The 10,872-nt window shown below is 71.6% G+C and carries 8 protein-coding genes and 1 pseudogene; 4 read left to right on the top strand and 5 right to left on the bottom strand.

Annotated features, from left to right (window positions below; genetic code table 11):
* Positions 1-193 precede the first annotated feature (193 nt).
* Positions 194-373 (top strand): annotated as a pseudogene (locus OG852_RS43255) (IS701 family transposase); the annotation flags it as partial.
* 162 nt (positions 374-535) lie between these two features.
* Here the strand turns inward: OG852_RS43255 and OG852_RS43250 are convergent.
* Positions 536-1,633 carry an NmrA family NAD(P)-binding protein gene (locus tag OG852_RS43250; protein WP_133913229.1) on the bottom strand — a complete coding sequence of 366 codons (1,098 nt, stop codon included), beginning with the start codon at positions 1,631-1,633 and terminating at the stop codon, positions 536-538.
* Positions 1,634-1,726: 93 nt separating this feature from the next.
* Positions 1,727-2,602, bottom strand: a complete 876-nt coding sequence (locus OG852_RS43245) for an alpha/beta fold hydrolase (RefSeq protein WP_330350734.1) — start codon at positions 2,600-2,602, stop codon at positions 1,727-1,729.
* A gap of 767 nt (positions 2,603-3,369) precedes the next feature.
* On the opposite strand from OG852_RS43245, the gene OG852_RS43240 reads away from it, so the two are divergent.
* Positions 3,370-5,130: a S8 family peptidase gene (locus tag OG852_RS43240; RefSeq protein WP_330351606.1), complete on the top strand. Its 1,761-nt coding sequence runs from the start codon at positions 3,370-3,372 to the stop codon at positions 5,128-5,130.
* A gap of 604 nt (positions 5,131-5,734) precedes the next feature.
* Here OG852_RS43240 and OG852_RS43235 read toward each other — a convergent pair.
* The gene (locus OG852_RS43235; protein WP_133913226.1) at positions 5,735-6,913 is read right to left on the bottom strand and encodes an acyl-CoA dehydrogenase family protein; all 1,179 of its coding nucleotides are present in this window, start codon (positions 6,911-6,913) and stop codon (positions 5,735-5,737) included.
* Between the two features lie 114 nt (positions 6,914-7,027).
* Between OG852_RS43235 and OG852_RS43230 the strand changes: the two genes are divergently transcribed.
* On the top strand, positions 7,028-8,998 hold the full coding sequence (locus tag OG852_RS43230) for a PE-PGRS family protein (RefSeq protein ID WP_330350733.1): 1,971 nt from the start codon (positions 7,028-7,030) through the stop codon (positions 8,996-8,998).
* A gap of 6 nt (positions 8,999-9,004) precedes the next feature.
* Here the strand turns inward: OG852_RS43230 and OG852_RS43225 are convergent, their stop codons facing one another.
* The gene (locus tag OG852_RS43225) at positions 9,005-9,406 is read right to left on the bottom strand and encodes a ferredoxin (protein WP_133913225.1); all 402 of its coding nucleotides are present in this window, start codon (positions 9,404-9,406) and stop codon (positions 9,005-9,007) included.
* Positions 9,407-9,543: 137 nt separating this feature from the next.
* On the opposite strand from OG852_RS43225, the gene OG852_RS43220 reads away from it, so the two are divergent.
* Positions 9,544-9,909: a DUF6479 family protein gene (locus tag OG852_RS43220; RefSeq protein WP_133913224.1), complete on the top strand. Its 366-nt coding sequence runs from the start codon at positions 9,544-9,546 to the stop codon at positions 9,907-9,909.
* Between the two features lie 12 nt (positions 9,910-9,921).
* Here the strand turns inward: OG852_RS43220 and OG852_RS43215 are convergent, their stop codons facing one another.
* Entirely contained in the window at positions 9,922-10,788 is an 867-nt protein-coding gene (locus OG852_RS43215) for a fructosamine kinase family protein (protein WP_133913223.1), read from the bottom strand.
* Positions 10,789-10,872: the final 84 nt, after the last annotated feature.

The raw sequence follows: 10,872 nt of genomic DNA, 5'->3' as shown, positions 1-10,872 counted from the left end.
GAAGACTGAAGACATGCGGAAGCCGCGGGTCAAAGCGTAGACGCTGTCCGCCGGCAGGAGGCGTTCGAGGTCGTGACGGGCCGGACAGCGGGCCGGTTCGCGCGGGTTGAACCCCGGCGCCGGGTGCGGGACTTGGTGTGTACATCCCGCGCTCGTGGACGTGCGACCCGGCCCGCCGCCGGGCCGCCGGCCGGTCTACGGCGGCAACCCGGAACTGCGGGCGGCGCCGGAAGGGCGCGGCGTCGGCCATGTGCTCGCCGTCGCCTGCTCCCATGAAGTCACGGCCGATGCCGGGAAGTTCCGCGCGGATGCCCTGGCCGTCAAGGTGCCGAAGCGGGCCCGGCAGAAGCTGTCGGCAGGGGCCGGCGCCAAGGCCCTGGCCCTGCTCGCTCACGCCTTCCTCGCGGTCGTCCGCGCTGACGAACCCGCCCGCCATCCCGCCCCGGAGCTTCGTACGGCGCTGTCCATGACGGCTCCGACGCCGTGATCACAGCCCCTCGCATGAAGATCATCGGGCTTTGGGCCAGGGAGCACGTCAAAGCTTGCCCGTCCTGAAGTCGGCGCTGCTCTTGAGGACCGCGGAGTCCATGGTCCAGTTTTCCGGCTGGACCCTCTCCCACAGGCTTCCCTTGCCGGACTCCCGGCCCAGCTCGTCCTCCCGGCGGAACCACTCCTCGGCGCTCCTGATCCTGTTGGGGTGGATCTCGTCGAGCAGGGCGTAGTCCCTGGTGATGATCCCGTGCTTCCACACATTCCAGAAGCCGGTGAAGTTGTCGCGGAAACTCATGGTGCTCTTGTCGTGGGGATCGGCGTTGTATCCGGCAGGGTCATCGGCGATCCCTGTCAGGTCCGGACTGTTCCAGTACTCGTCCAGGTCGGTGTCGATGTACTGCGCCGGGTGCCCGGTGACCTTTTCGAAGGCCGCTGCCATGTCGGCGTAGGTCATGTGCTCGATGGCGACTTCGAGGTCCATGCCGTTGGCCCGTTCCGGGTTGTCGAAGAGCCAGCGGACGTAGAAGCCGCAGTCTTCCAGGGCGACGTGCGGGACGGCCCCCTCGCCGAGCGGGACGCGCCAGGTGACGACGCCGTCCTCGACGGAGGGTGTCATGGGCGTGAGCGGCGAGATCACCATCTCGATGTAGGGGCCCGACGTGAAGACCGCGGCTCCCATCCGGTCCCTGTTCTTCTCGTTCTGGAACAGCACCCATTCGGCCATGCGGCCCTTGCCGTCATAGTGGCCGGTGCGGAACCTGGAGTCGTAGCCCGACTTCTTGAGGGCGTAGTCGAGATTGCCGTAGACGAAGAACTTGATTCCTTCCTCGATCGCGATCTCGTACGTGCGGATGGCCCAGTACGTCTCCGCCTTCTCACCGGTGTTGAACCCGTCGATGTTGATGAACGCCCCGTCGCAGCCGCGAAATCCCTCGCGCAGTACCTCCTCGTCGGCGAACGTCCCTTCGAGGACGGAGACATTTCCCAGCGCGACGAGCGCCTGCGCTCGGGGGGAGTTGGCGTCCCGGGTCAGGACCTTGACGGAGTACTTCTTGTCGGCGACCAGAGCGCGCACGATCGGGATTCCTTGGGCCCCTGTGCCGCCAATGACGAAGATGGTGGAGGTGGCGTGAGAAGACATGGTTTCTTGACTCCTGGGTTGTTCGGGTATCGCAGGCCGCGGCGGTGGATGGCCAGGGCAGCGTTGTTGTCGGCGGCATTCAGCTTTCTCGCGTCATGCCACCGCGTTCAGCAGGTCGGCCACCACCTCCGGCCTCTCCAGAGCGATGAAGTGGTCCGCTCCCGGTACCTGCGTGAAGTCGGCGGCGGGAAGCAACCTCTTGTTGGCCTCCCGGTCCGATGGGCGGGACCAGTCGTTCTCGCCGTAGATGAGGTGGACGGGAGCCTTGACCTCGGGGTAGCGCGAGCGGGCCGCGATGAGGCTGGGCATGTTCCGGTACAGGGCGCGGGCGACGGTCGGGAAGCCGGGACGCCTGCCGGACTGGAGAAGCTCGTCCAGGTAGTCCTCCCGGAAAGCGGCCTTGTCGCCGACGCCGCCCTGCAGGATCCTGCGCAGGACGGGCTTGGGTTCCTGCTCGGCGATCAACTTGCCCACCCCCGGAGCGATGATCCCGCTGATCACCACGCGGGCGATGAGGCTGGACCGGGCGATGCCGTCGCGGTAGTCGTACGGGTTCACCGAGACGACGCGCCGTACCCGCTCCGGCAGATCGGCCGCGGTGGTCAGGGCGAGCACTCCACCCAGGGATTCCCCCACCAACGTCACGTCGCGCAGGTCGAGTTCGGTGAGGAGTCGCTCGACGCCCGTACGCAGCGCCGACTCTTCGTACGACGCCCCGGGCACGATCTCGGAATAGCCCATCCCCGGCAGATCGAGGGCGTACACGGTGTACCGCTCCGCGATCAGCGGAATGAGCGAGCGGAAGTGCTCGGCCTGCGTGCGCAGAGTGTGCAGCAGGACCAGGGGGGCGCCGGTGCCCGCCTTGAGGTAGCGCAGCGTTCCCTCGCCGCCGTGTCCCGCGCGCGGGGCGATGGTGTGGCTGGTGGTCCCCGGAATGTGCATCGTGGGACGTGGCTGCTGCTCGGGCATGTCTCAGTTCCTCCAGGTGAAGTGCGGACGGGTGAATCCGAGGCGGGACGGCGCGTCGAAAACCGATCGGTTTCCACCACCGTAAACCGATCGGTTTCCATGCGCAAGCCCAGGGGCCCCCTCTTGCGGCTCACGAGCCGAACCGGCCGGATCCGCACGGTCTCCGGACGATGGCCCTTCGGAGCCGCGCTTCTCGAGCCGGCGGGGGCTGCGCCCCATCCCCGGCCAGCCCTCACGAGGCGTGGGCGACCGCTTCGGCCGCACGGTCCCGAGGGGGCCGGACCGCGGCAGGCCCCGTAGAGCACAGCGCGGAACACAGGACTGATGCTCGTCCAAGCGCGGCACGGCTGGGTGCCGTTCACGGACCGGGTGTCCCTCGCCTGCGTCGACCCCGTACGGAGCGCGGCATCCTTCGGTCGTGGAGGTCAGCCCTGCAACGGCCGACCTGGAGGCGTTCCGCGAGACCGCCCCGGGCGGTGGACCCCGGGATACACGAGTCACCGGACACCGAACCTGAGGCTGCGGCGCGGTGGGCGTCCCCGAGCTCCCGGCGGATCACGAACCTCGATGCCCGCCAGTAGGTCTCTTTTCAGTCATGCCTCTGCAACGGCCCTGCGCGGAAAGGTACTTCCGCAGTAGAGCATGCACCTGACATCTTGCATCCACCACTCGTTTCGTACGGCCCGGCCGCTGCCATCAGCACGGCCGGGCCGTCTCCGGAGGACGCATTGATACCCCACATATCCAGCCGCCCCAGACGCACGCTGGTGCTGGCGGCCACGCTCGGCGCCGCCCTCGCGTTCGGCACCCCGGGCGCCCTCGCGGGCACGCTCCCCGTCGTCTCCTCCACCGCACCGGCCGCCAAGGCCCACGCCCCGGCCGCCGTGCCGGCTTCCCAGAGTGCGGCCTGGGTGGCCGGCACACGTGCCTACCTCGTGATCACCGCCCCCGGTGACAATGCGGCGGTCCGCTCCGCGATCACGGCCAACGGCGGCACCGTCTTCTCGAACTACGACGCCATCGGCGTGATCGTCGCCCACTCGGCGTCCAGCGGATTCGCCGCCACCATGCGCGGCGTCGCGGGCGTGCAGCAGGTCGGCGCCACACGCACCTCGGACGTCCCGGCCGATGCCTACAACCCGCCGCTCCCGGCCAATCCGGCCCAGGCCTCGACCCCGGCCGGAGAGCCGGTCCGGGCCGACATGAGCCAGATCAAGGCCGACCAGGCCTGGGCCGTGAACCCGGGCTCCGCGTCCGTCACGGTCGGCATCCTGGACACCGGTGTGGACGACCAGCACCAGGACCTGGCGCCCAACTTCGACGCGGCCGACTCGGTCTCCTGCGCCTACGGCAAGCCCGACACGCGTGCCGGCGCATGGCGGGACGTCGACACGCACGGCACCCACGTGGCGGGCACCATCGCCGCGGCCAAGAACGGCAAGGGCGTCGTGGGCGTGGCCCCCGGGGTGAAGATCGCCGCGGTCCGGGTCGCCGAGCCGGGCAACTCGTTCTTCTTCGCCGAGAACACCATCTGCGGCTTCGTCTGGGCCGGTGACCACGGCTTCAAGGTCACCAACAACAGCTATTACACGGACCCGTGGCAGTTCAACTGCCCGGACAACATCGACCAGGCCGCCATCATCGAGGGCGTCAAGCGCGCCCAGGAGTACGCCGAGGGCAAGGGTTCCCTCCAGATCGCCGCCGCGGGCAACGAGAACTACGACCTCGCCCACAAGACGACCGACTCCGCGAGCCCGAACGACTCGACGCCGGTCACCCGCACCATCACCAACGCCTGCCTCGACATCCCGACCGAGCTGCCGGGCGTGGTCACGGTCGCGGCCAACGGCACGGGCGTCACCAAGGCCTCGTTCTCCAACTACGGGCAGGGCGTCATCGACGTCGCGGCGCCGGGCAGCAGCGTGTACTCCACGGTCCCCGGCGGCGGCTACGGCAGCAAGAGCGGCACCTCGATGGCCACCCCGCACGTGGTAGGCGTGGCGGCACTCATCGCCAGCGCCAACCCGGGCATCACCCCGGAGCAGATCAGCGCCAAGCTGGCCGCCCAGGCCAACGACATCGCCTGCCCCTCGGACAGCCGCTGCACGGGCACGACGGCCAACAACTCGTTCTTCGGCGAAGGCCAGGTCGACGCCCTCAAGGCCGTCGGCACCACCCCGCCGCCCGGCGCGTACTTCGAGAACCTCACGGACTTCGCCGTCAACGACAACGCGACCGTGGAGAGCCCGATCGCCGTCACCGGTGTGACCGGCAACGCCCCGGCCACCCTCAAGGTGGGTGTGGACATCAAGCACACCTACATCGGTGACCTGAAGGTCGACCTGGTGGCGCCGGACGGCACCGTCTACACGCTGCACAACCACACCGGCGGCAGCGCCGACAACATCGCCCAGACCTACACCCTGAACGCCTCCTCGGAGGTCGCGAACGGCACCTGGAAGCTGCGCGTCAACGACAACGCCGCCTCCGACACGGGCAAGATCGACGCCTGGAACCTGACCTTCTAGCGCAGGTTCCGGCAATGCCCGCGTACAGCACGCACAGCGCCGGCGACAGCTCCCCGCCCGCAGCGCGGACAAGGCGGGCTGCGAACTGCTGCGCGGCACAGGGCGGACGGGCCTCGGCAGCGCCGTACGCCGCGGTCGGGGCCACCCTGCCGGAGGCGCCCAGGAAGGCAGCGACGGCCTGGAGCCGGTGCCCACCTCACCGTGCGCCTCCCTGAGGAGCTGGAGGGCCGTGTCCGCGCCAGCCGTACGGGCAGCGGGGACGCGGCTGCGCGCGGCGGCCCCGAGGAGCGCGGGCCGGCTCGAGCGGCGGGCCGCCGTCCCGGCCCGGACCGCGGAGGCGGCCTCGCCGCGGGAGCCCGCTCGCCAGGGCAGCGGATCTTGGCGTGGGTGGTGTCGTGGCGGCGCTTCCATCGCTTGATGCAGAGCCGGCGAGGCCCGGAGCAACCGTCCCCATGGATCCGTGAGGATCGACCGAGGACGGGCCGACAAGCACGCGAAGCTCCTGACCGACACGGGTGATCCTGGTCGGGAACCCGCCCACCAGGAGCTTCGTCGTTGCGCAGGACAGTCCGACTCGCGGTCGTGAGAGCCTCGTCACAGCAGGCTAGCGACGCACCCGCGGCATCCCCAGGCCGATCCAGGAGATGATCTCCCGCTGGATCTCGTTGTTGCCGCCGCCGAAGGTGAAGATCACGGCGGAGCGGTAGCCGCGTTCGAGTTCGCCGTGCAGCACGGCTCCCGCCGAGCCCTCCTGGAGCGCGCCGGGGGCGGCGACGATCTCCAGGAGCCAGGCGTAGGCGTCGCGGCGGGCCTCGGAGCCGTAGACCTTGACGGCGGAGGCGTCCTGCGGGGTGAGGGTGCCGTTCTGCAGGGCGCCGACCATCTGCCAGTTGAGGAGCTTGAGGGCGTCCAGCCGGACATGGGTCCGGGCGAGGAGGCGGCGGACCCAGGGGAGGTCGACGACGCGGCGGCCGTCGGCGAGCTTGGTCTCGGTGGCCCAGCGCTGGACGTCGTGCAGGGCGCGGATCGCCATGGTGCCGTGTGCGGCGAGGGTCACCCGCTCGTGGTTGAGCTGGTTGGTGATGAGCCGCCAGCCCTGGTTCTCGGCGCCGACGCGGTGGGAGACGGGCACGCGGACGTTCTCGTAGTAGCTGGCGGTGGTGTCGTGCGAGGCGAGTGTGCGGATGACCGTGCAGGAGTAGCCGGGGTCGGTGGTCGGCACCAGGAGCATGGTGATGCCCTTGTGCGGCGGGGCATCGGGGTCGGTGCGGGTCGCCAGCCAGACCCAGTCGGCGGTGTCGCCGTTGGTGGTCCAGATCTTCTGGCCGTTGACGACGTACTCGTCCCCTTCCCGGACCGCTCGCGTCCTGAGGGCGGCGAGGTCGGTGCCGGCGTCGGGCTCGCTGTAGCCGATGGCGAAGTCGATCTCGCCGGAGAGGATCTTCGGCAGGAAGTACGCCTTCTGCTCGTCGGTGCCGTACCGCATGATCGTCGGGCCGACGGTGTTGAGGGCCATCAGGGGCAGCGGTACGCCGGCCTGGGCGGCCTCGTCGAAGAAGACGAACTGCTCGATCGGGGTCAGGCCGCGTCCGCCGTACTCCTTGGGCCAGCCGACGCCGAGCCAGCCGTCCGCGCCGAGGCGGCGGATGGTCTTGCGGTAGAAGCGTTTCGCGCCGACCGGGTCGGCGTGCCGGGCGTAGGCGTTGTCCGGCACCAACTCGGCGAAGTAGGCGCGCAGTTCGGTGCGCAGTCGCTGCTGCTCGGGCGTGTGGTCGAGGTGCACGGCGCCTCCAGGCTTCCCCAGGCCGGTGTCCTGACGGCGCACACGGTAGAACGTGTTCCAGTAATTGGGAATGGCGGAGCGGGAAGAGGGCGCGGGCGGGGAGGATGTCGTCCCATGACGGTTGACGGACTGAAGGCACGGCTGGAGCGGGCGGGACTCGCGATCGCGGACCCCTGGTACGCCGACGGGCCGCTGCCTCCTCGCGCGGCCTGGCGCCGGGTCGCTTCCGGCGGGACCGCGCCGCGCGTCACCCTGCCCGCGGACCGGCTCGCGGAGATCGACGCGCAGTGGCACCGCCTCGCGCGGGAGAGCGGTTTCTTCGACGGCGACGGCCTGTTCCTCGTCGAGATCGAGGGCGACCGCGCCGGCCGCGTGCCCCGGCACTGGGCGCGCGTGCGGCTGACGCCCGGGTGGGATCTCGCGGGAGGGCTGCGCCCCGCGCCGGACGGGCAGGCGGAGTTCGTCGCCATGGCGGTCGGCGGGGACGCGGTCCTCGGGGTGACCGCGTCCGCGGACGGCGTCCGGATCACGGTGGTGGACGGGATCGCGGCCCGCATCGAGGAGGAGGCACGAAGGGCAGCCGAGGAGACCCCGCGTGAGCGGGAGGATGCCTGGGAGTCGCTGTTCGCCGGCGCGTCGAAAAAGCTGCGCCTGCTGTGGGCCAACGGCCTCGGCGGCAATCCCGCCGCCCCCCACGACGTACGGATCGATCTGCTGACCCGGTCGGACCATCTGCCGTACCTGCCGCAGCCGGTCGCGGTGGTCGAGTCCGCGCTGGCGCACCCGGACCGGGGGGTGCGCGGGCGGTTCGGTGAGTACCAGCCGAACCTCACGCCGGAACAACGGGGCCGGCTGATCCTCGGCGAGCCCGAGGCCCGTTACCGGGCGGCGTTGATCTGGGAGACCCGGCACAAGGGGATTCCGCCCGCGGTGTGCGAGCGGCTCGCCGCCGATCCCTCCGCCGCCGTCCGCGAGGAGCTCGCCCAGGTGCCCGAGGTGCCGGTTCCCGCGCTGAAGGCCCTCGCGGCGGACTCGCACGCCTCCGTGCGGGCCGCGATCTGCGGGCGCGCCTGGCCGTATCTGGACGAGCGGGCGCGCGAGGCCCTGCTGACGGACACCGACGGAGGTGTCCGTACCGCCGCCCTGCTGCGCCACCACGAGGACGACCCGATGCCCCGGTCCGTGTTCGAGGCTGCGCAGGAGCGCGTGCGGGCCCGGGCGGCGGCGGGCTGCCGGCTGACGCGTGATCTCGCCGAGCGACTGGTCCACGCCGAGGACCCGGCCCGGCGGCGCGACCTCGCCCGCAATCCTCACCTGGACCGCGACCTGGTCCTCCTGCTCGGGAAGGACCGCGAGGGCGACGTCCGGTTCCAGGCGTCGGTGCACCCCGGGCTCAGCGAGGAGGACCGCGCCCGTATCGACTTCCCGTTCGATCCGGCCATGATGTCCCACGACCTCGCCTGGGTCGCGGCGCTGCACGACGACCCCGACGCCATGCGCCGGCTCGCGGCCTCGGCCCACCCCGTCGTCCGCCGCAGCGTCGCCCGGGCCCGGCGTCTGCCGGCGGACGTCGTCGAGCGGCTGGCCGGGGACGGGGACCGGGTCGTCCACCTGTTCCTCGCCGAGTCCTGCGAGGACGCGCCCGCCGACCTGCTGCTGTCGGTGTGGCGGTGGTGGACCGGCAGCTTCAGCCATCCTGACCGGCCGCACGGCCACCCCCACTTCCCGCGCCGCGATCTCCTGCGGTACGCCGACGACCCCAGCCCCCGGATGCGGCGGCTGGCGCTGGACGACCCCGGAGCGACGCCCGAACTGATGGAACGGTTCGGGCGGGACGCGAGCGGGGAGGTGCGGGCGCGGGCGGCCGCCGACGCCCGGCTGTCGGCCGCCTCGGCGGTACGGCTGCTCAGCGACCCCTGCGACACGGTCCGCGCGACGGCGGCCCGGCACCCGGCACTGCCCGCCCGGATTCTGGTGGGGCTGCTCCGGGACCTGGAGACGGCGGAGGCCGCGGCCCGCCATCCGGGGCTGCCCGTGCCGGTCATGCGCCGGATCGTGCAGGAGGCGCGGGCGACGGGGGCGTAGAGGCGCTCAGTTCAGGGTGACCATGAAGTCGGTGCAGGCCCGGGCGCAGGCGCGGCAGGCCTCGGCGGTCTCCGCGGCGCCGGGCCGTCTCGGCTGTTTCTCGAAGGCGTGCGCGGTCTCCAGGCAGACGGTCCGGCACCATTCGAGCTGCAGGCGCAGACCGGCCTCGTCCACGCGGGGGTCCTCGGCGAGCACCCGGCAGGTCGCGTCGCACACCTCCGCGCACATGATGGCCTTGCGGCGCAGGATCCGCTGCCGTTCCGTCCCCTCGGGGTCCATGAGGCTCGCGCGGTGCGTACAGGCCCGCGCGCAGTCGGCGGAGGCCTGGGCGCAGGCGAAGCGGTCCTCCAGGAAGCGGACGAGTTCCTGGGGCGAGGCGGCTGTGGTCGTCGTGGTCGTCGAAGTCACGGCTCGCGGGTAGCCGGGACGGGGCGCGCCAAACCAGGCGTGCGCGCACGCCGGCACCCTGTGCACCGGTTTGCTGACACCGGGTAATGGGTAAGGCGGTGCGGGTTTACGCCCTGTTCATGGGGTATTGAGGCGATATGAGTACCGCAAGCGAGCAGTTGGCCGCCGCGAGCGGCCTGATGAGCCTGGTGCTGTTCCTGGTGGCGGTCGTCGTCGTGGCACTGTTGGCCGGGAGCTTCTGGTTCGGGGCACGCGTGAAGGCGCGCGAGTCGCCGAGGCCGCGTCCCGAGGAACAGCCGCACCTTCCGCCGGACGGCGCCGTGCACGAGATCCGCGAGAACCGTGAGTCCCAGGAGGTGCCCCAGACCGGCAAGGGCGAACGCCCCCTCACCCCCTATGAGCTGACCAACCTCCAGACCCGGTCGAGCACCGACAAGAACCGGCCCCGCTGGAGCAAGGGCAGCAGCGGCTCGTTCGGCGGGGGCGGACTGGGCGCCCACTGAGTCACCGGAAGGTCACGGGGCTGTCCGGGCCACCGCGAGCGCCTGCTCTGCGTACGGTCGACCGAACAGCACGGCGTGCACCAGCAGCGGGAAGAGCTGGTGCACGCCGACCCGTGCGGCCCACCCCTCGGCGAGCGGCGCGACCTGCTGGTAGCCGTCGACGACCTCCCTCAGGTGAGGGCAGCCGAACAGGGCGAGCATCGCCAGATCGGTCTCGCGGTGCCCGCCGTGCGCGGCCGGGTCGATGAGACGGACCTCGCCGTCGGCGCCCCACAGCACATTGCCGTTCCACAGGTCGCCGTGGAGCCGGGCGGGCGGCTCGGCGGGCCCGGCCCGCGCGGGCAGCCGCGCACAGAGGCGTTCGACCTCGGCGGCCTCGGCCGAGCGCAGCGTGCCGGCGTCGACCGCGGCGCGCAGATAAGGCAGCACCCGGTCCTCGGCGTACCAGTGCGGCCAGTCACCGCCGGCCCGGTTGCGCAGGGGGGCGAGCCCGATGTACGCGTCCTCGGGGCCGCCCGGTGGTGGCGCGCCGAACGCGGGGGCACCCGAGGCGTGCAGGGCGGCGAGGTCACGGCCGAACCGTACGGCGGCCCGCGCGCTCGGCACCCCGGTCGCCACGCGCTCGGTCACCAGCCAGCGCTCGTCGTGCCCGAGGACCCCCGGCACCCGCACGGTGTCGGCCGCGGCCAGCCAGCGCAGCCCGGCCGCCTCGGCCCGTACGGCGTCCCGCTCGTCGCTCCGTTTGACCATCACCGTGCGCCCGTCGTCGAGCTCGGCCTCCCAGAGCGTCCCGGACCGGGGGCGCACCCGCCGCACCGGCGTCCCGGTGAGCCCGGTGACGGCGGCGGGGTCCGGGGCGGGGCGGCGGGCGAAGGACACGGGGACGAGCGTACGGCCGGGAGCCGCGCGGTGCGCAGAACTGCGTTCGCCATCAGGCGGCCATCCTGTGACCCGGCGTTCACG

The organism is Streptomyces sp. NBC_00582 (genome assembly GCF_036345155.1).
Taxonomy (GTDB): Bacteria; Actinomycetota; Actinomycetes; order Streptomycetales; family Streptomycetaceae; genus Streptomyces.
Note: the sequence above shows the minus strand (reverse complement) of the source record. Positions and strands in the feature narration are given on the sequence as shown.